The organism is Coleofasciculus sp. F4-SAH-05 (assembly GCF_040222985.1).
GTDB classification, from domain to species: Bacteria; Cyanobacteriota; Cyanobacteriia; order Cyanobacteriales; family Coleofasciculaceae; genus Coleofasciculus; species Coleofasciculus chthonoplastes.
This window is the reverse complement of sequence record NZ_JAVKBY010000213.1, coordinates 90,085-110,842: the sequence shown is the minus strand read 5'-3', so window position 1 is coordinate 110,842 and position 20,758 is coordinate 90,085. Positions and strand designations below refer to the sequence as shown.

General features: G+C 45.7%; 17 protein-coding genes. 5 read left to right on the top strand and 12 right to left on the bottom strand.

The genetic code is table 11. From position 1 onward, the window contains the following. Positions 1-132 precede the first annotated feature (132 nt). The 5 genes from RIG27_RS26705 to RIG27_RS26685 all read right to left on the bottom strand — a co-directional run bounded on the left by RIG27_RS26705 (position 133) and on the right by RIG27_RS26685 (position 5,695). Positions 133-1,422, bottom strand: coding sequence for a polysaccharide biosynthesis/export family protein (locus RIG27_RS26705; RefSeq protein WP_446350205.1), 1,290 nt, complete (start codon positions 1,420-1,422; stop codon positions 133-135). Then, complete coding sequence (locus RIG27_RS26700) at positions 1,403-1,948, bottom strand: hypothetical protein (RefSeq protein ID WP_446350204.1); 546 nt, start codon at positions 1,946-1,948, stop codon at positions 1,403-1,405. Before RIG27_RS26700 ends, RIG27_RS26705 begins: the two co-directional genes overlap by 20 nt. Positions 1,949-2,760: 812 nt before the next feature. Continuing rightward, positions 2,761-3,468 carry a cyanoexosortase B system-associated protein gene (locus RIG27_RS26695; protein WP_446350203.1) on the bottom strand — a complete coding sequence of 236 codons (708 nt, stop codon included), beginning with the start codon at positions 3,466-3,468 and terminating at the stop codon, positions 2,761-2,763. A gap of 159 nt (positions 3,469-3,627) precedes the next feature. Further along, positions 3,628-4,521: a cyanoexosortase B gene (crtB, locus tag RIG27_RS26690; RefSeq protein WP_446350202.1), complete on the bottom strand. Its 894-nt coding sequence runs from the start codon at positions 4,519-4,521 to the stop codon at positions 3,628-3,630. 34 nt (positions 4,522-4,555) lie between these two features. Next, entirely contained in the window at positions 4,556-5,695 is a 1,140-nt protein-coding gene (locus RIG27_RS26685; protein ID WP_446350201.1) for a DegT/DnrJ/EryC1/StrS family aminotransferase, read from the bottom strand. A 733-nt stretch (positions 5,696-6,428) separates the two neighbouring features. On the opposite strand from RIG27_RS26685, the gene RIG27_RS26680 reads away from it, so the two are divergent. Together RIG27_RS26680 and RIG27_RS26675 are read left to right on the top strand one after the other, a co-directional pair. Next, on the top strand, positions 6,429-7,832 hold the full coding sequence (locus tag RIG27_RS26680; protein ID WP_446350200.1) for a DUF1517 domain-containing protein: 1,404 nt from the start codon (positions 6,429-6,431) through the stop codon (positions 7,830-7,832). A gap of 441 nt (positions 7,833-8,273) precedes the next feature. Beyond that, a complete protein-coding gene (locus RIG27_RS26675) occupies positions 8,274-9,182 on the top strand; it encodes an Rpn family recombination-promoting nuclease/putative transposase (protein WP_446350199.1) in 909 nt (302 codons plus the stop codon). A 94-nt stretch (positions 9,183-9,276) separates the two neighbouring features. Here the strand turns inward: RIG27_RS26675 and RIG27_RS26670 are convergent, their stop codons facing one another. Both RIG27_RS26670 and RIG27_RS26665 read right to left on the bottom strand, forming a co-directional pair. Then, positions 9,277-10,773 (bottom strand): hypothetical protein, encoded by a 1,497-nt coding sequence (locus RIG27_RS26670; protein ID WP_446350198.1) that lies wholly within the window; start codon positions 10,771-10,773, stop codon positions 9,277-9,279. A 385-nt stretch (positions 10,774-11,158) separates the two neighbouring features. After that, positions 11,159-11,542, bottom strand: a complete 384-nt coding sequence (locus tag RIG27_RS26665; protein WP_446350197.1) for a metal-sensing transcriptional repressor — start codon at positions 11,540-11,542, stop codon at positions 11,159-11,161. 242 nt (positions 11,543-11,784) lie between these two features. Between RIG27_RS26665 and RIG27_RS26660 the strand changes: the two genes are divergently transcribed. Together RIG27_RS26660 and RIG27_RS26655 are read left to right on the top strand one after the other, a co-directional pair. Further along, a complete protein-coding gene (locus RIG27_RS26660) occupies positions 11,785-12,987 on the top strand; it encodes an HhoA/HhoB/HtrA family serine endopeptidase (RefSeq protein ID WP_446350216.1) in 1,203 nt (400 codons plus the stop codon). A gap of 375 nt (positions 12,988-13,362) precedes the next feature. Next, positions 13,363-14,301, top strand: a complete 939-nt coding sequence (locus RIG27_RS26655) for an Rpn family recombination-promoting nuclease/putative transposase (protein ID WP_446350196.1) — start codon at positions 13,363-13,365, stop codon at positions 14,299-14,301. On the opposite strand, the gene RIG27_RS26650 is transcribed toward RIG27_RS26655, so the two are convergent. The 5 genes from RIG27_RS26650 to RIG27_RS26630 all read right to left on the bottom strand — a co-directional run bounded on the left by RIG27_RS26650 (position 14,272) and on the right by RIG27_RS26630 (position 18,224). Then, positions 14,272-14,442 (bottom strand): hypothetical protein, encoded by a 171-nt coding sequence (locus RIG27_RS26650; protein WP_446350195.1) that lies wholly within the window; start codon positions 14,440-14,442, stop codon positions 14,272-14,274. The genes RIG27_RS26655 and RIG27_RS26650 overlap by 30 nt on opposite strands. Positions 14,443-15,025: 583 nt before the next feature. Then, positions 15,026-15,193: a hypothetical protein gene (locus RIG27_RS26645; protein ID WP_446350194.1), complete on the bottom strand. Its 168-nt coding sequence runs from the start codon at positions 15,191-15,193 to the stop codon at positions 15,026-15,028. Positions 15,194-15,320: 127 nt separating this feature from the next. Then, positions 15,321-15,755: a hypothetical protein gene (locus tag RIG27_RS26640; RefSeq protein ID WP_446350193.1), complete on the bottom strand. Its 435-nt coding sequence runs from the start codon at positions 15,753-15,755 to the stop codon at positions 15,321-15,323. Between the two features lie 130 nt (positions 15,756-15,885). Further along, entirely contained in the window at positions 15,886-16,392 is a 507-nt protein-coding gene (locus RIG27_RS26635) for a YbjN domain-containing protein (protein WP_446350192.1), read from the bottom strand. Positions 16,393-16,394: 2 nt separating this feature from the next. Then, on the bottom strand, positions 16,395-18,224 hold the full coding sequence (locus RIG27_RS26630; RefSeq protein WP_446350191.1) for a phage tail protein: 1,830 nt from the start codon (positions 18,222-18,224) through the stop codon (positions 16,395-16,397). 285 nt (positions 18,225-18,509) lie between these two features. Between RIG27_RS26630 and RIG27_RS26625 the strand changes: the two genes are divergently transcribed. Then, a complete protein-coding gene (locus RIG27_RS26625; RefSeq protein ID WP_446350190.1) occupies positions 18,510-20,606 on the top strand; it encodes an ATP-binding protein in 2,097 nt (698 codons plus the stop codon). The last annotated feature ends 152 nt before the right edge of the window (positions 20,607-20,758 follow it).

Sequence of the window (20,758 nt, the reverse complement as noted above, 5' to 3'; positions counted from 1 at the left end):
CATGCGATCGCACAGCGATTTAACCAAACTACCGAGCAATGTCTTGTCCGGATAACAAATTGCATCTCTTCCCTGCTAAGAGACGTGCCATGGCACGTCTCTACACTCACCACAATGCTGATTCAGCAAGCCCTAGTTATTATTCCCTGAGCCAAACACATTCCCGACATTCTCAAAAAAGTTGCGAAATCCCAGAAAATCGCTAAAGGGTCGAGTCACTAAACGCAAAGCATAGTTGACTTTAGCGATAAAGCTACGACCAACCACAATAACATCTTCATTCTGCAAGGGAACATTTTGCGCCAAATCACCCATGAGGACAGCCTTCCCATCAATCTCCTGGGTCACCACCTTACCCCGTTCCGGATCAAACCGCATTAAGGCAATTTCACTTAAGTTCGCATCTTCCAAACTTGGCGCCAGCGATGTCAACGCATCCATAAAATTACTGCCATTGGGCAAATTCAGGTTGCCAATTCGACCATTGGGATAACTCAAGACTCGCAGCGTAATTTGTGGTGTCGCTAGCGTCGAGCGAGAGGCGAGACTGCGGTCATAATCCGTCGTTGTACCCGTTTCTAATTCCAATACGACGACAGAATCCCCATCTCGGAGACGCACATCCGGTAAGGATGTCGCATTTTGCAGCGGTGTAAATAAATCAATCTGTTGTTCAATAATCGAATTATTCGCAGGAGAACGCCGACGCACGATGACAGTACGCAAGTCAGCCAGATTCGTGGTTCCGCCAGCCGCTTGCAGAGCCGCCGTAAGCTGGGAACCGGGCGCTAGGGAATAATAACCGGGTCGAGTTACTTCACCTGCAATGGTGACTGTAGCGGGACGCAATCCGGCTAGAACCACCGTTACATCAGGGTCAACCACAAATTCACTAAAGGCAGAGGCTAGTTTCGCTTCAACTTGGTCGGGAGTAAGTCCGAGGACGTTAATTTTACCGACTAAGGGAACTAATATATTCCCTTGTAAATCAATTGTGCCGGAAAAATTAAGGTCAGGAAAACGTTCTACCGTAACTGCGATGGAATCGCCAATACCGAGAACATATTCATTAAATTGAGTATCCGGGACTCTTTGAGGCGATTCTTCTGGGTAACCGAGAGGTGGCGGTGGCGCAAAGGGATCAGGAACATTAATATTTATTCCCTCTGTCGGACTATTAATGTCTTGTGGAGGTGGCAAGGTGGGAATTTGGGCATGTTCTCTTTGGGGAGTTGGAACTGAAGGTTCTGTTATTCTCTGAGACGTTGCCCAAGCAATTGAATTAATTTGCCCTAACCAGCCAATTGCGATTAATGTGCCGACAGCATACCAATTAACTTTAGCAAAATCTCGCAGAATCCTACGTCTTGTATGCGTAGCATCAAGCGTAGATGAATGCGAGTCAGGATGTAAGTTGTTCACAGACTCCCTTCCTCCATAAATAAGGTTGAACTTTTTTGACATCAGCCGTTAAGTTTTTATCTGCATACAAAGCAACGATGGCACCTAAATTTTGCATACCTCTAACGCGATACACTTCCCCGTCGAATATCACTAAATCGTTTTGTTGGTATGGATATCGAGACTTTCTGATTGAACGTCGCCCCTTGCTTGTTTTTTGCCCTCGATAAATTCTAAGGTTCTCACTGTTTAAGTTTTTATTTCGAGTCCGTCTACCAGAAAACAAGGCTGAACCTGCAACTTTTTTCCCGGTTCTTACATCAATATATTTGGCATCATAGAACTGCTCAAGAGAGCGTCTATTCCTCCGTGTTTGCTCTAAGTTAAGTACTTGGCATCGTATCTGATTTGTCCCACCTGCGATAACAAAAGCATCGTTTTGATGCGTTTTTGGCAACTCCAAAGCTTCTCTATCCGCTTCAGTAATGTAGCCATAAGTTTCTTGAGCATTTAAAGTTTCAACTAACTTCTTGTACACTATCGTCATAAATGTTTCAGCTTTAAATGACTTGACGCTGAGCGAAGCCGAAGCGTCAAGTTTTGGTTCCCATCCAAACAGAGACTTGCCTTTTTTATGATTTGCAGGTGTATGACACTTCGAGCACGAGTACTTTTTGCATTGGTTTGAACTAGATCAAGTTCGTCTCTTGCGAGTGGTTCACTTCGCCAAAGTTATCTCAGGTTTTGTACGTTCTACACACTTCTGTTACCCATCACAGATGTTTAATGTAAAACCGCAGTGTCACAGAACTGGTGAAGCATTCTGAAGTGCCTATATATTCTGAGATAACGTAGCTATTTCTAGCTGAGGCTAATCAACAAGGGCGCTTTTCACACGCCCCGCTTCTATCCGTTAAGGATGAAGCGTGGGTTGTTGACTCAAAATTATTCCCTCCACATCACTCAATTATCAGGACGGGTTTAGCCACAATTGTAGGGGCGGGTTTAGCCACAATTGTAGGGGCGGGTTTAGGGACTCAATTCAAATATCCACCAATAATGGAACAACAAAACCCGCCCTCCCCACCGAATAATGGCTCAAAAAAACCTGCCCTTGTTCATGTTAACCCTTGGTCGGGGCGGGTTCAGTCACATCTGGGTTAGGGAATAAACAATAATGGTGAAACCCGCCCCTACACATGCACTATGCCCAACTAGCTCCCCCAGCTCCCCCAGCTTCAAGAGCTCCCCCAGCTCCCCCAGCTCCCCCAGCTTCAAGAGCTCCCCCAGCTTCAAGAGCTCCCCCTGCTCCCCCAGCTTCAAGAGCTCCCCCAGCTCCCTCTGCTCCCTCTGCGCCCCTTAATCCTCTCCCGCCAACGGTTCTGTCATCAACGTTTTTTGCACAGTTTGACTGAGAGATTCAGCGATAGGTTTGGCGTCTGCCAAATCCCCTAACGGTTCCATCGGAATCTGGAGAGAAACCGCCACCCATGGTACTCGCTGACGCTTTAACTGGGCAATTTGGTCAACCCAAAACCATTGTCGGGTAGCAGGATGACCCCCTGTCGCCCAAGCGTACCATTGAACAACGGCGAAGGTTTGCTGTTGAGTCCAAGCGCGAAAGAGACGGGCATTTACTTGCGCCTGCTGGGATTGGGTTTCAACGGTAAAGTTTAAGCGTTGATGGGAATCTGTCTTCCATTGAAAGACACCATTAATATCCATCCATTCAACCTGAGGTTGATCAATCGGACCATTAGGAGGACGTAATAATAACAATACAGGTTTATCTAAGTCGCCCTGAATTTCCTGATAGGACCATTTATGCCCCCCTAAGGTAACAGTTCGTTGCTCTAGGGTTTCCCAGCCCGGAATCTCTAACCCCTCAATTTGCACCACTTTGATGCTACTGAAATTAGCAAATCTGGGTGGCTCAATCCACGACCAGTTGCCTGTAAAATAACTCGGTAATGCCCCGATCGCGACAATAACCAACAACAACAGTAACACGATCGCGCGGTTGAATTGCAGGCGTTTAATCACCTGGCGCAGTCTTGAGGATTTCATCAGATTTGCCTTCATGGGCGCAAGAGTTTTGAGTGTTCCGGACGTGTCATGGCGCGTCTTTAATTTTGTGTAGGGGCGGGTTTAGGGATTTTAGGCTTGGCTATTGATGGTAACGTTTTTACAAAACCCGCCCTGACTAAATACAAACGTTTTTTAATCTCACTCAGATACAGAATCAGGAGTTTGAGGTTCGGCATCAACAGAACGCTCAATGACTTTCAGCAAAACCACCAGAATTCCTAACATTCCCGCCGAATATAGATCCCCGCCCCAACTTTCATGCAGCCAATGGAATGCTCCGTCCATCCCAGTGCCATGGAAGAATGTGAGTAGGGTATTGCGGATAATATTACCAATCACGCTAACCAACACCGCACCAATGAGCAACAATGTGGTCTTCTGTCGTGATATCCACGCCCCACTCCAGTACAACAGCATTAAACTCACATATAAACTGGTAAACAGCATCTTTAATCCAGCGCAGTGAGGGGCGACTTCGACAATTCGTCCGCCGACAAATAAGTTAATGCCGACAACATTAACATCAATGCCAAATTGAATCAAAAGAAATCCGGCAACTCCGGCAATAAAACGTTGTAGGGGTAAGGCGTAAGGTTCGATTAAGTAAGGAAAGGCAGTTGGTGTTGCTAAAATTACCAAAAGTAGGGGAAAGCTTTGTAAGCGTAAACCCGGAATCCCTTTAAACCACAAACAAAGTCCGGCTAAAACCGTGGGAAAGGAAATATTAACCAGTTCCGATTGACCCGACAGATAAAAGACGCCACCAACTGCCAGTAATCCTAACCCGACATAATTCGATTTATCGGGTATGGCTTGCCACTGCTGGCGGTTAGTCCAGGCGATGTAGGCGGCAAAAGGCAGTCCAATTAAACCATGGCTAAAGTATTCATGTTCAATGCTAATACTTTTATTTAGCCAGCCATCATACCAGTGGATGAGTAGGGGCGCATAAAGGATAATCAGTAAAGCCGCGATCGCACCATCCCACAGGTGACGGTCAATGGCAATGGGAATCTTTTGTCCAAGTTGCATGATCTTACCCCGAAATTACAGCCGCCGGATGCGGTTACAACAGGCTATTTAAGCAATCAACCACTCGCTCAATTTGAGCGTTACTTATTCCAGGATACATAGGCAATGATAAAATTTCCTGGCACAGGGTCTCGGCGTGGAGGAAATCACCCTCTTGATAGCCCAAATAGTGATAAGCGGGTTGGAGATGGCAAGGGAGGGGATAATGGATACCCGTTTGAATCCGGGCTGCATTGAGTTTCTCTTGCACCATTTCACGAGTCAGGGAACAGGCGGCGGTAATCCGAATCACGTACAGATGATACACATGACCGGTACCGCTTTGGTTTTGGATGGGGATAATCCCTTTGTCGGCTAGCGGTGCTAATAATTGGTCATAGTAGTGGGCGGCGGCGTTGCGAGACTGATTCCATTGGCACAAATGGGGTAACTTGGCATTGAGAACCGCTGCTTGGATGGAATCTAAGCGACTGTTTTTGCCCAGTTCTGAGTGATAATATTTACGGGGTGCGCCATAATTCCGCAGCGCTCGCAAGGTTTGATAGACATCGGGATCACTCGTTAGGGCGATTCCGCCATCGCCAAACGCGCCTAAATTCTTACTCGGATAAAAGCTAAAGCCAGCGGCTTTACCCACCGAACCCGCCCGATACCCGTCCCGTTGGGCTAAATGGGCTTGGGCGGCGTCTTCAAAGAGTAACAGGTTATGGCTATGGGCAAAGTTGAGTGATTGCGGCGGTGATACCATCTGACCATAGAGGTGAACGGGTATAATTGCCTTGGTTTTGGGAGTGATGGCTTTTTGCGCTGCATTCAAGTCAATCAGGGCGGTGTTGGGGTCACAATCGGCTAAGACGGGCGTCGCCTTTGCCTCAAGCACACCAATGAGAGTGGCGATGAACGTATTGGCAGGAACAATCACTTCATCACCGACACCAATCCCATTTGCTTGTAATCCTAGCGCGATCGCATCTGTCCCGGAAGCGACACCGACACCATACTCTGCACCAGACGCCGCCGCAAATGCTGCTTCCAACTCGGCTAATGCTTGACCTAAAACGAAATCGCCGCGCTGGATAACCGTCTGAATCGCTTGTTCAATGTCCCCTTGAATCGGCTGGTGTTGCAGCGTTAGATCAACAAAGGGGATGGTTTCTGGGGGTAAGGGGTTCATGAATACACTGGGAAAGAATAGGAGTTTGCTGAGTTAGGTTATTTTATCCCTTATTTAATTTATGTCCGATTTAGGTGCTAATGCCTACCCTAGAATTGTCAAGTTTTGGTAAAGTTTCCGGTTAACCTACGTCTGGTAGCCAAGCTGTAGGGGCGGGTTTTACCGATAACATTTGGGAATCAACCGATAATGTAACTAAACCCGCCCTTCTCTACCGTCAGGAACCCCACGGCTATAAGCCGGAGGCTTGAATAAAGTCTATACCTGACCAGCCTAAGTGCTTAGCGCACTACGTTAACGGTAAGCGTTAAAGTTCCTACCTTGGGATGCGTGCCAGTCCCATGCTCTAGAACCGAGTGGTTAAACAGGTGTACAAGGGTTAAGCTAGTGCTACTTGGAAAGTACCGACCGTTAACATTGGCGAGGCAAACGTCACCCCGGAAACGGGAGTTAGGGGCAACCATACCCCACCCCTATGCGTACAGGTCGAAAGCTTTGAGCTTGTAATTGCCCAAGCGAAAGACAAATGCAAAGTGTCACCGAAGTAATTAAATCCAAGGCGGTAGGGGTTTTAACTTTTTCTTAAATTCAGTTTTGTACATGGGAAATGGAGCCGATGCACTTTCTAAAAAAGGGAGTCCTGTCGGACTGCTATTTATGTAAGAGGGCGAATTCCTCCCCATACATAAATGACAGGGGTTTCCATTCGCCCTCTTACCAACTCTAATTTTCGATGAATCGGCTACAACGGATGAACTTTAAGACGTTATTGGCTACCGCTCTTTGTTTAAGCCTAATTAACAGTGTAGACCTAGAGGTATCGCGCGATCGCATCAGCCCATTGCTCGATTTCCGTAATGACGCCTATGCTAGAAGCAGTGGGGGACGCAGCGGTGGCGGTTCCTTTAGTCGCGGTTCATCTTCCCCCAGCCGTTCATCTTCCCCTAGCCGTTCATCCTCCCCCAGCCGTTCATCCTCCCCTAGCCGTTCATCCTCTCCTCCATCATCGTCGAGAACATCTCCATCTCAATCTAATCCTACCAATAGGGGAACAACGGGGGGACGAGCTAGTGGCGGGACATTAGAGAAACCCACATCTCCAACTCCGACTCAAACCAAGCCTCATCAACCGAGTTCCTCATCAACCCATCCCAGTCGTACCTCTCACCCGGCTTATGGACATGGACATAGTTCAGTGGAAATTGAAATCGAAAATGACGATAACGATTTCCAGGATTATCCCTCAACATCCTATCCAGGGACAACTTCAGCACCGCCTCCCCCAAATCCAACCCTTCCGGATTCAGCGACAACGGATTCAGCCCCCCCCGCCCAACTCAATCAAAGCCGGATCAATCCGGGCTCAACTAATAGTACAACTCCACAGCCAGCTACCGCACCAGCCACGAATTCAACTCAAGCGGTGAACTCCACGAAATCAGCGAACCCGTTACCCGTCTTCATCGTTTTACTATTTTTTGGTGTCGGTATTTTCCTGGTTGTTTATCTGCTAATCCGGTTAATTTTGTCTCTCCTCAAACGCCGAAAAGCCGCCACTAATGAACTAGAAAATGATATTGTTACGGTGAGTAAATTACAGGTAGCCTTATTTGCTCACACCCCAAACTTGCAATCAGAGTTATCGGAACTCGCCTTAACTGTCGATACAACGACTCCCGAAGGCTTACTCGAACTGCTGCAAGAATCGGCGTTAGTTTTGCTACGTCATTCAGATACCTGGAGTCATGTTTCCAGCAGTTCGCAAAGCGTTGATATCGAGGAAGCCAAAACACTATTTACCAAACTTTCGGTAGCAGAACGCAGCAAATTTAGTGCCGAAACCCTCAGCAATGTTGGCGGAAGAGTGCGACAAAAAGTTCCGGTAATGCCCGATGCTCAGGAAGACCCAGCGGCTTATATTGTCGTGACGCTGTTAGTGGGAACAGCAGATGATCACCCGTTATTTGATGACATTCGTTCAGTCGAGGCACTAAATCAGGCATTAAATAAAGTCGCGTCAGTGCGTCCTGAGTATTTGATGACCGTGGAACTGCTTTGGAGTCCTCAGAGTCAAGACGATAGCCTAACTTATGATGAATTGTTGACCGAATATACAGATATGATTCAAATCATTTAATCAAGGGAATTGACTGCTCAAGAGAAAATGTAGAGACGTTGCATGCAACGTCTCTACTAACACAGGGGGTTTTAAATAGGGGCTGCTGAATAAGTGTTGTGGTGAGGGGGAGCGGGGGGAGCGGGGGAAGCAGGGGGAGCTGGGGGAGCAAGGGTACATTTTTCCTGATAGCGGTGCAAGGGTTTTGATGAGTTTTATTATCTTTCCTGGAAGATGAACCAATGTCAATGCTACTCAAAATATTGATGGCTAATGGTTTGTGGGTTGTGCAGCAAACCCTAAATAAAGGGCGACCCGAGCAAATTGAGGGGATAAAGTTGTTGATTTGTGCCAGCGGGTCGCCCCTACACAAATACAAAAGGCGACATGCTCCCGTTCCTATTTCCCATACCCCTATCTCGTGAAATTTAATTTTATCCTACTCATCGATGAGAAAAAAATATGAAATTTATCAGTCCTAAAGTCGATTATGCGTTTAAAAAAATATTTGGTTCTGACCAAAGCCAAGAAATACTAATTAGCTTTCTCAATGCCATTATTTATAGTAACAAAAACGTTATTCGTTCTTTAACTATTCTCAATCCATACAATCCTGGTAAAGTTCGAGAGTTAAAGGAGAGCTATTTGGACGTGAGAGCCATTTTGTATGACGGCTCGACTGTTATTATTGAAATGCAAGTATCCAGCACAAAAGCTTTTGATAAACGGGTCGCTTACAACCTCGCTAAGACTTACGCAAATCAGTTAGGCGTTGGCGAAGGTTACTGGCTGTTAAATCCAGTAATTGCTATCAATATTGCTGATTTTATCATGTTTCAAGAAACCTCTAAAGTTGTGACAAAGTTTATTTTCAAAGAAGAGGAAGAGTCATTTAGGTATAAAGCCGTAGAATTACAACTCATTTTCATAGAATTACCGAAATTCAATAAAACCTTGTCTGAGTTAAACAGTTTGACGGATAAGTGGATTTATTTTATTAAAGAAGCAGCAACCTGGGAAAGCATTCCCGCCTCCTTAGCGGAAGTATCTGCAATAGAGAAAGCGCTAAATATCGCGAATCAAGCGAATCTCACCGTAGAAGAATTGGAGGAATTGGAGCGGCGAGCAATAATGTTACAAGATGAAACAGGGCGAATCATTCAAGCTAAAGATGAAGGAATTCTACAGGGAAAGCTCGGAGTAGTAATAGCTTTACTCCAGCAGCGTTTTGGCGAAATTCCTAAAAATATTAGCCGGAAAATTGAAGGTTTGTCTGGGAAAGATTTAGAACGCTTAGTCCAGACAATTTTAAGCTTTAATAGTCTGGAGGATTTGTCGAGTTGGCTGGAACAAGATACATCGGCGGAATAAGTTAGGAGACTGATAATTGTCCTAATTTTTTGCTCTAGCCAACCGACTTGAATTTTACGTGCTTTCGCTGACCTTTTCCTACCCTCATCTCCTCTCAACGTTGAGACCAAGGAATCTCAGACTTATCAGCTAAGAGACTCGCCACCGCCGCCGCGCCATACCGATTAAGATGACTGGGGTCAGCAAAATACTGATTCTGATTTTTCCATTGTTCTCCTAAATCCACAAAAACAAACTCATTGCGAGCCGCCTTCTGCTGCATTCGCTTGCGGAATTGCTGTTCACGAGTTAAACGCACCGAATCTAAATAATCATCACTTACAGGCAAATTCACAATCACCAAAGGAATCTGCTGCTGGGCTAAAAATGCCTGAATCGAATTCAACGCCACCGCCTGCGAACCGGCAAAGCTAAACGGTTGATAATCCGCATCATAACGCCCCGCCACACGCGGATTTTTCTGATAGTACGTTTTCGGGTCAAATTTACTATCCATGGGCAAAAAGCCATTGGCATCCATCGCGATCGCACTGTACCCTGTAGTATTACGTGCCAATGCTAGTCGTTGCGGTTGGCTTCCCCCTAACTGAGTTAAGAGTAACCGAGTCTCTGGAGTGGTGACAGGATTGCTACTGGTTTCAAAGGAAACGCGGGTTAATCGCCAACTTTCAGCCGTGTCATTAGCAGGTATAGTATTTCCCGGTTGTGTTGATTTCTCTGAGTCGGGACTCTGGGTAATCGATGCGGGAATTTCTTCACAAGTATTTGGGGTTTTGGTCGTCGATTCCGGTAGTTTGGGGCGATTCCCTGCCATTACCTGTTGGTATCCCGCCGATGTTGCCAAACTATTATAAGTTTTATCCGTTCGCCCACTATTAAACGCCCGCACGCCATCTGCCCAAATCACCAGGCGCGGGAGTTGTTCCGGCGTTAAAAGTTGCCGCAGTTGAAAATCAACCACTTGAGCCGTCGCCCCATTCACGCCAAAGTTGAAAATTTTTAACCCCCCTTTACCGTAACGCGCCAGAACTTGTTGCAGTTGTTGGGGATCAACACCAACTAATGCCCGTGAACTGCCCACAATCAGGACATCTGGAGGACCAACGGCGGCGACGTAAGACAGATACAGCAGGAGTTGTTCTTCAAAGATGGGGTTATTAAAGCTGGCAAAGGGTAGAGGAGACGTTTTTGTCGTCGCTTTTTGTTGGGCAACATCTAAGTTGTTTAGATATTCTGCCACCTTTTTCTGAGCAAATGCTCGTTTCGGACTATCCGGTGGCACCGACTGCATCGCTTCAATCGCTTGAATCCAGCCTAATACAACCAAATCCCAATCTTGGGGGGATTGGGCAGATTGGGCAAGATTTGCCGCCCCCATCGCTTTGTCAATCGCTTTGGTAAAGGGATCAACTTGGGGCGGACAGGATGGGGCATTTTCCACCGCGAGAATTGATTCAGCCGGGGAGTCAGCTTGAGATGGGGAATGCTGACTTTCAGCCGTATCGGGAGGTGAATTCCAGGAACAGCCAGTTACCCCCACCAATAACGCGGCAAGGGCGGTATAGGGACGTTTCCAGTAAAAATTAGCCATAAGGCGATCGCACTCTAATTTTCAACCTTGTGCTGAGAACAATATTCAGCAGGAACTTATGGTCAGAGAGTTTTATCCTTTCTTCATTATGCGAGAGAATCGCGATCGCAATGGATCAAACTTTCTTAATGTATCCACCCGTCCAACATCAACACTCTCGCACTTAATCGGGGCGGGTTTAATTCCATCTGGGTGAAGTCAGAAACCATAGTCGTGAAACCCGCCCCTACACACGGGCGGGTTTAATGCCATCTGGGTGAGGTCAGAAAGGATAGTCGTGAAACCCGCCCCTACACACGGGCGGGTTTAATGCCATCTGGGTGAAGTCAGAAACGATAGTCGTGAAACCCGCCCCTACACAAACTCAAAACTCCCACCCAAAGAACTACGGCAAAAATCGATCTAACGCTGTCTTTAATTGTTCAATTTCCGCTTCCATGTTACCTTCCTCCGCCGCCCGACCAATACACTCACTTAAATGCTCATCTAGAATAATCCGGGCAACTCGATTTAATGCGCCTCGCACGGCGGCAACTTGCACCAACACATCGGGACAAGGGCGACTTTCCTGTACCATTGTCTTAATCCCTCGGATATGCCCCTCAATTCGAGAAAGCCGATTGATAATTCGCCGCAGAGACTCCTCATCGTGAACATGGGTGTGGGTTGATCCAGCATGATCATGCTCATGCTCACCATGACTGGTGTGGAAGGATTGATTTAGGGCATCTGGGTCTGACGCTGACCGAGTATAGGTTTCATTAATCAATGGCTTAACTCCAGTGTCGGGATGGGTAACGATTCATGGATTGGTTCTTTTGTTCATCCTAATTCAGAGTCGAGATTTTTGGGAGCAAGGTTTTCTACGTCAACTCCCTCAGATAGGGCTAATCACCGAAACAGACTTGGGAGGAAACACGTCCTGGAGCCATCAGCCAATGTTAAGCCATTTTGACAATAATTTTGATAGATGATCATAGATATATCATGACTGAACTCAAGACTAAGGCTATGCGATTGACAACGTTGTTCCCTCGATTACGCCAAATCAGCGCTTATCTGATTGCGATCGCGACAGGTGTTCTGTTGACGGTTGGGTTTTATAATGTCTCACCCTCTCACGCTGAACCGCTCTTGACAAATGAACCCGAATCCCCAATAGTTCTCGCCCAACGCCAACCCGTTACCGACATCGGCGGCAGTTTTGTTACAGCGGCGGTGAATCAAGTGGGACCGGCTGTGGTACGAATTGACACGGAACGCACAGTGACACGCCGCCTCGATCCATTTTTTGATGATCCCTTCTTCCGGCGGTTTTTCGGGGAGGATGCGTTTCCCCAAATGCCCCAAGAACGCCGTCTGCGGGGTCAAGGATCTGGGTTTATTATTGATTCGAGTGGTGTGGTTGTCACCAATGCCCATGTGGTAGATCGGGCAGATAAGGTAACGGTGATTCTCAAAGACGGACGCCAGTTTGAAGGAAATGTGCAGGGTGTCGATGAAATCACCGATTTAGCGGTAGTCAAAATTGATGGCAACAACTTGCCCGTTGTCACATTGGGAGACTCTGGTAAACTCCAAGTCGGGGATTGGGCGATCGCGGTGGGTAATCCTTTGGGGTTAGATAATACAGTGACGTTAGGAATTATTAGTACCCTTCAGCGATCCAGTGCAGAAGCTGGGATTCCCGAAAAACGACTTGATTTCATTCAAACTGATGCCGCGATTAACCCCGGTAACTCTGGTGGTCCACTGTTAAACCAACAGGGACAAGTCATTGGCATTAATACCGCCATTCGTCCGGATGCGATGGGGATTGGGTTTGCCATTCCGATCAATAAAGCTAAAGAAATTACCGCCAAATTAATGCGGGGTGAAAAAGTTGTCCACCCGTTTATCGGTATTCGCATGACTACCCTAACCCCGCAACTGGCGCAAGAAAATAATCGCGATCCCAATTCCTCGTTTATGGTACCGGAAGTGAATGGGGTTTTAGTCGTGCAAGTTGTGCCAGATTCACCAGCCGCATCAGGGGGTATGCGTCGTGGGGATGTCGTCACAGCCATTAATGGACAATCGGTGACGAGTGCACAACAGTTACAACGTTTGGTTGAGAATAGTGGTGTGAATCAAGTTCTTCAAATCAAAGTCGTGCGGGGGAATCAGACGAAAACTTTATCAGTACGCACCAGCGAAATGCGAGAAACAACGTAACGAAACATATCGGTGTGATCAAAGGGCGCACGTCTGTGCGCCCCTACAATTCCAATCCATCACGTTATATTGGGCTTTCCAGGACAAATTCCTAACCGCGATCGCACAGCTTCTAACTCACCTTATATTTCCTCCGAAGGGATGGGAACCGTTGGTTCTGTGAGAGTTGAATCAATAAGATTTATGTTGGCGAAAACCTAGACAATAAAGCTCTGATAAAATGTGACGAGTGGCGTTTTAAATATTGCCGAATATCTCAAAAATATGATGTTTTATTCTTGACTTGATCTTAATAATAGGTATGGGCAAGGGATTGTTTATTGATGTTACAATTAAAATGTCTTCTATCATTTCAGGCTAAAACGGGAGAAACCAATGAGATTTATCAGCCCTAAGGTCGATTATGCCTTTAAAAAAATATTCGGTTCTGAACAAAGCCAAAGGATTTTAATTAGCTTTCTTAATGCCATAATTTATGGCGGCGATAAGGTGATTCAATCCTTAACGATTGTCAATCCTTATAATCCCGGTCAGGTGTTCACCTTAAAAGACACGTTTTTGGACGTAAAAGCTGTATTAGCAGATGGTTCTATTGTGATCATAGAGATGCAAATCGCGTCTATGGTGGCTTTTAACAAACGGGTGGCGTATAACCTGGCAAAAGCTTATAGTAATCAGTTGGTCAAAGGGGAAGATTATCCACTACTCAATCCAGCGATCGCGGTGACAATTACCGATTTCATCCTATTTAACGATACGGAGAAAATAATTAGTAAGTTTGCTTTTCATGAGGAAGAAGAAAAGTTTAAAATCTTGGAAAATGAATTGCGACTCATTTTTGTAGAATTGCCGAAGTTTAATAAAACCATCTCGGAGTCACATAGTTTGACAGATAAATGGATTTATTTCCTGAAAGAGACGGCACATTTAGATAATATTCCGGAGAGTTTGGCAGCCATCTCTGAGATAGAATTTGCTTTACAACTGGCTAACCAAGCTAACATGACGGTGGAAGAATTAGATATCGTGGATCGCCGAGGGATGATGTTGCAAGATGAAAAAGGGCGAATTGCTTATGCTGAAGAAAAAGGTGAAAAACGAGGTGAAGAACGAGGTGAGAAAAAAGGACGAATTAAAGAGGCGATCGCCTTAATCATGCGCCAACTGAAAAAGCGTTTTGGAGATATTCCGGTGACAATCAGCAGCCAAGTGGAAGATTTATCTATTGAAGAGTTGGAACGTTTAGGAGAAGATCTTTTTGATTTTAAAAGTTGGGAAGATTTGTCAAGTTGGCTGGAAGTGCGATCGCGTTAAGCAGATGTTACAGGAGTGCGATCGCTCACCTCGTAGGTTGGCTTGAGGAACGAAACCCAACATCACAATCCATATCATATCCGGTACGGTATCCCGCCAGATGTAGGAAAACACGATAGTATAGAAATCTGCTATAGGCATGACTTTAGGGGTTGACAATCAAGCATTTTATGGCACTAAAGTGTCTACTACAAACGGGTCTATTTAGTAAATTTTTGCTCGGATGAGGCTATGGCTTTAATCGTCTCAATTCCCCATTCAGTTAAGGGATGATTGAGGGTGAGTAAATAGTCCCATCCTTGGCGATACATGAGCAGTAATTCAGCAAGGTTTTGTTTGTCTTTGTCGTCTCCAGCCGCTTGTCGTAAAATTTCTGCTAATAATTCTGGCGAATTTAAGTTTAATGTAGTATCTTTTAGGTTAACTTCAGTCAGGTTAGCACCACTGAAATGGCTCTCCCGTACATGGTGTGATAAATTTTGCTTATGTGTGTAGCGATTAGCTTGATTGGAGGAAAAGCTAGCTTTTAAGCTGGATTAGTTGGGTTTCCTTCGTCAACCTACGATCTTCATCTGTAGTCATCCACAAAACTCTCATACCATCTACCACAGGCAAAAGTATCAGAGTTTGTCCTCTGAATAATTAAGGCAGAATAGTTGCTCCAAGACGCATTGTAAACAAGTTCGGCTGTCAGGGTTGACCACCAGTATGTCCAAGACGGTAATCAATCACCATTATCGATTAGGCAACGTTTCCACGGTTCGAGAGCGTCGTAATCTATCATCCAAGCGGTTGTTCGTACAGAACTTTCCACCTGAACGAGTTTGCTGCCCAACTGTAAATCCTGCTCTAGTAACTCTACCGAGAGTTTACTCAGAGGAATACTTCGCAATACATCGCTTTTTGTTATACGAAGGCATAGTTCTATCCGCGACTAATAAAAAGCGGAATCAAAATTTCCCGTAGAAATAGTGGTACTCATCACTTTCACCTGATTATTAGAGGTAATCAAGGATTACTTAATCCCACCATGCATGAAAGATATTAAAACCCGGAAGTATTTCGGGCGCATTGGATGGTTTTTCTGTTGCCCATCCCTCAACAACCTCATCTGGCTGTAGTTCAGCTAACCAATTTTCAACTTCTGTCCTTGAAGCCGAGGTGATTATATATATGTGATCAGAAAAGGGCCACATATCTGGAAAATCTTCCTCTATTTCAATAACTGCAACTAATACATCTTGAACATCTTGACGTTCACGAATGAACTTTAGACGCTCAAAAAACTGCTCAAGCCCTGGATGTTCTAGCAAGTTACAACCAATTGATCCATCATCCTCGTTCCCTAGGAAAAAATCTTCCAATGAAACAAGAGGAAAGGGAGGGTTTTGTGCAATAGGCAAAACAAATCCTTGCGCTCGAATTTTTTCAATAAGTTCTTCACGCTTACCCATTTCATTTTTATCGCTTCATTGTACAGATTTTTCTGGTGGATACTATTGCCGGGTATTTGAAATAACTAACCAGCAAAAATACCTTTGATATCTGAGTTCAAAATACATATTGAACTTCATATAGGAAAGATTACCGGGAATCTGGAAAACCAGATATGGATGAAGCATTAGCTATCACTTGTTCGGGATTTTTGCCCTCTCGTACCACTCCTGACAACGGTAGATAGAAGTCTGCTGCTGTCTTGACAGTAGTGCGGAACAAACGCTGAAGTTCCTGAACTGATAAAGTCCCGTCATCCCGACGGGGAACACTAAGTCGATAGTATAGCAACCGACTGACATGATTTAGCCCGAAGCCTGGTAATGTTAATGCATGGTTAATCCGTGCGATCGCGCTTTCAGCAGCAGGAATTCGGTCTTCTGGCACTTCAAAAGGTAAAGGATGGATGCATTGCACTAATGAGCTTCTTGCATCCCATAGAATTAGCATCTCCCCTTCGAGATCTCCAGATTGAGTGGGAAGTTCCACGCTTTGTTGTTCTGGGTTAGCGCGGTGAGGTACATTATCTTCTTTCAACAGATTCAGTAAATCCTGAAAGTTTGCGAGTAGCTTTGATTCATCAGATTTAATAGTCATTTTTACCACCAACTTGTTACAGCATCCCAGGCATTGCCAGCAGTTTCTGAGGCATTATCCCAGGCATTACCAGCTCCTTCTTGGATACCACTCCACGCATTGCCAGCAGTTTCTGAGGCATTATCCCAGACATTACCAGCCCCTTCTTTGATACCACTCCAAGCATTGCCTGCGGTTTCTGAGGCATTATCCCAGGCATTACCCGCTCCTTCTTGGATACCATTCCAAGTATTACCTGCGGTTTCTGAGGCATTATTCCAGAGATTACCCGCTCCTTCTTGGATACCATTCCAAGTATTACCTGCGGTTTCTGAGGCATTATTCCAGAGATTACCCGCCCCTTCTTGGATACCATTCCAAGTATTACCGACGCCTTCGGAAATAGAATTCCTAGCCCCAGCAATGCCATCCCATACTCCAGCAAGATTTTCGTCGTAGTTACCTAGCGCACCGCCCAATCCCTCCTTTGCCCAGTCTGTAAAACCGCTACGATTGGCTAGTTCGTGAGTTAAATAACTTCCTGCCATACCGGCTAGAAAACCAACGCCAGCTCCTACAGCCGTACCCGCTACTGGGATCACTGAGCCAATAGCTGCTCCAGCCGCTGCGCCTGCTAACCCAGAACCTACACCAACACCTGTATCAACTGCAACATTAGCTGTAGCCTGTCCAGCACCAATATCGCCCTGCTCGTAGGCTCCTGCATTATCCCAAGTAGAAAACAAACCGCTAGTTGCAGCATCGATAATGGCTCCAGCCTTGAGACCACCACCAACTCCTCCTCCTAGGCGTGGGGTAAGCAAATCGTCAGTATAACCAGACAAACCACCAAATCCAGCGTTGAGGCCTATGCTGCCAACGTCTTCTGCGCTCAACTCCCCATCCATCAGATTTTGAACAGCCGCCATCCCACCTGCGGCTAAAGCCCCAGTTCCAGCTTTTCCCATCCATTGAGGCTTAGGTTGGTAGGTTCTAGCACTGCTGAAATCTCCACTATTAGGATCAACGCGAACAAAACTGTTCACTGCGTCAGGATCTCTGATGGGAATATGTTGTTCATGATGCAAGCTCTGTCCAGATTGAGTATCAACCTCTAAATTCCAACGTCTGTCAGTGTTTGGGTTAATGCCAGCATTGTCTGGTCGGTTTCTCCCTACCATATTACCTTGAGCATTAACCTGGGCTTGATTGAATCTGATGTCGTTATAATCCAGGTTTTGCATTTGCTGGTTAATGTTTTGGGCAAGGGGATCTTGCATTCCAGGAAGATGATAGGAAACGTTACCATTATTAGCTCGTGGAGCGCCTTGTCTTGCTCCTGGTCCGGGCTGTGCTTTGTACTTTCTTGACGGTATATTTGTGTGGTTGGTACGATTCAACTCTACCCCTAGGAGTTGCTGGAGTCCAGCCTGCTGAAAATGCCTTTCGGAATTCCACAAAAAGTTTTCGGCACCCTGAGCGCCAGCTCTACCAAGCACGGGAGCAGGCAATAGGTTTTCATTTGGCTCTCCCTCTTCCTCTTGACGCTGAATTTGTGGAGAGTTGCTCAAAGGTGCTGATACTGACGTCACTCTCGGCGCTGTATTGTTAACCTCCTGGTTAGATATCTCCCCTGATTGTTCATTCTCCGGCTCTGTGTCCAGAGAGCGCATAATGTTCGCCGTTAACAAATCGGCGGCGGCGGCGGAGTGGCTTGGTAAATCCTGAAAGTCAGATTGTGTCTCCCGTTTCCGCTGCACAGCCGAACTGCCAGGTTTGGAAAAGTTCTTACTCTTTTTCTGAATCGAAGTTGGAGTCCACGAAGAACTTTTTTTTTGTAATGGTTTATACATAGACAACCTCGGTTGGGGAAACTCGGAAGTGAGGTAAAATTGGTTGAAACTGTCTCCTGCTGTACGTTTCCGTTTAGGGTATTTCAACGGACTTAAGCGGATAGCTAGAGAATAAATTCTCTGACAAGTTGTCGTAATGCGTGCGAGATGTCAACCCAAATATTTTATAGTGTGGTAATTATAATATGATACACATCCCCTATATCAGTCAGACTTGAAACAGTCCTTAACATTACGGCGAATCACATTACATTTGGCAACATTTGGATACCACATAGACTAATTATGGCTGTCTCAGCACTTCCCACCTGGCATCAGGCTAACTTACAATACTTGCTAGCATCATTACATCGAGTGAATCAGGCGTTAGCCGATTACATCACGCGCTTGCAATCATCACCCATCCAAATCCCATCGGTTCCCAAATTAGCTCCAGAAGCTTTAGCCGTTTTACAGAACAATCCCTCAACTTTAGATCAACTCTGTAATCTCTTCAATTTATCTAGCTTTGAGCGGGATATTCTCCTCTTGTGTGCTGGTATGGAGTTAAATCCCTATTTTGAAGAACTGTGTACTAAAGCCCAAGGTTCTTTAAAACGAAATTATCCCACTCTCGGTTTAGCCTTATCTATTTTTCCGGAAATCAATTGGCGTATTTTTTCCTCAAAATCCCCCTTGCAGACGTGGAACCTCCTTGAAATCGAACAGGGGCAAACTTTAACCAAATCTCCGATAAGAATTAACTCCCGTATTTTCTGCTATCTTTTAGGTGAACCCTGTGAGGATGATGACTTGATTGGTATCCTCAAACCTATACCCCCTTTTCCTCCATCTTCTCTTCCCCCGTCCTACCAACAACTCACCGAGCAACTCATCGCTACTTGGTCTCAAAAAACACCGACATCTATCTTTCCTATCGTTCAATTGTGTGGTGCAGAACTCGGTGCTAAACATACCATTGCTGCTGCTGGCTGTAGTGCTTTGGGTTTGCATCTGAACTTCATTTCAGCGTCCCAACTTCCCCTTAATCCCCATGAACTCTATCAATTAAAACAGCGGTGTTTACGAGAAGCCATATTAACCAACAGCGCCCTCTTACTCACCTGCGATGAACTGAATCAAACTGATGGGATGCGAGAGTTGGCTATCTCTCAGTTCGTTGAAGATTTAAATCTGCCTTTAATTCTTAGCACTCAAGAACGACAACCACAAAACCAGCGCCCGATGATTACGTTGGATGTGGGTCAACTAAGTCACAGGGAACAAAAGTTAATTTGGGAGTCGTATCTCGGTTCAACGGCGTCAGAATTAAATGGACAACTCGATACGCTAGTGTCTCATTTTAATCTCAATCCTCTAGCCATTCAAGCGGCTTGTTTATCACTGGAAGGGATGGAGTTTCCTCCAGTCAAAACCGAGCCACCTAAGGAGACAGAACCGGAGAAACCTGCTTCCTCTTCAAGGCGTACTCGCAAATCTAAAAGCCAAACGTCAAAACCAAAAATAGAGAATCCTTTCTCTCCCCTGCAAACTCACTTGTGGGATTTTTGTCGCACTCAAGCGCGTCCCCGATTAGATGATTTGGCGCAACGGATTGATGCTGTAGCGACTTGGGAGGAATTGATTCTACCTGAACGGGAAAAAAATACATTACAGGAAATTGCGGCTCATGTTCGACAACGAGCGAAAGTTTATCAAGAGTGGGGATTTGCGGGAAAAGGGGGTCGCGGTTTAGGAGTTAGCGCTCTCTTTTCTGGACCCAGTGGTACGGGGAAAACGATGGCGGCGGAAGTATTAGCAAAGGAATTACGCATTGATGTCTATCGGATTGATTTGAGTGCGGTGGTGAGTAAATATATTGGTGAAACAGAAAAGAATTTACGGCGAATCTTTGATGCAGCGGAAACGGGTGGGGTGATTTTACTGTTTGATGAAGCGGATGCTTTGTTTGGAAAACGGACTCAAGTTAAAGATTCCCATGACCGCCATGCAAATGTGGAAGTGAGTTATTTACTACAACGGATGGAAGCCTATCAGGGATTAGCAATTTTAACGACGAATCTGTTGGAATCATTAGACCAAGCCTTCCTGCGTCGAATTAATTTTTCGGTTAAATTTCCGTTTCCTGATGCTGAAGCGCGAGCCGAGATTTGGCAGCACATTTTTCCCGAAGAGACGCCGACGAAAAGGTTAGATATGAAAAAGTTGGGTAAGGTTAATATGGCGGGTGGAAATATCCGCAATATTGCCCTAAATGCAGCGTTTTTAGCTGCTGATGCGGGAGAAGCTGTGATGATGAAACATATTTTACAGTCAACGAAAAGTGAATCTCTTAAGTTGGGGAGAATTTTGACCGATGTAGAAATCAGTGGCTGGGTTTGATGGTATCTAAAGAGGCAGAGAAACCCCATGCAAGAGGAGGCGATTGAAATCGCTGCTACACAAACTAAGTCCGCCTGCGCGGACTAGATTATAAAGGGGGTGGCTAATCCGGATTTGGCATGAAACGCCAGGTAAGGATGCAAGGTAGAAGG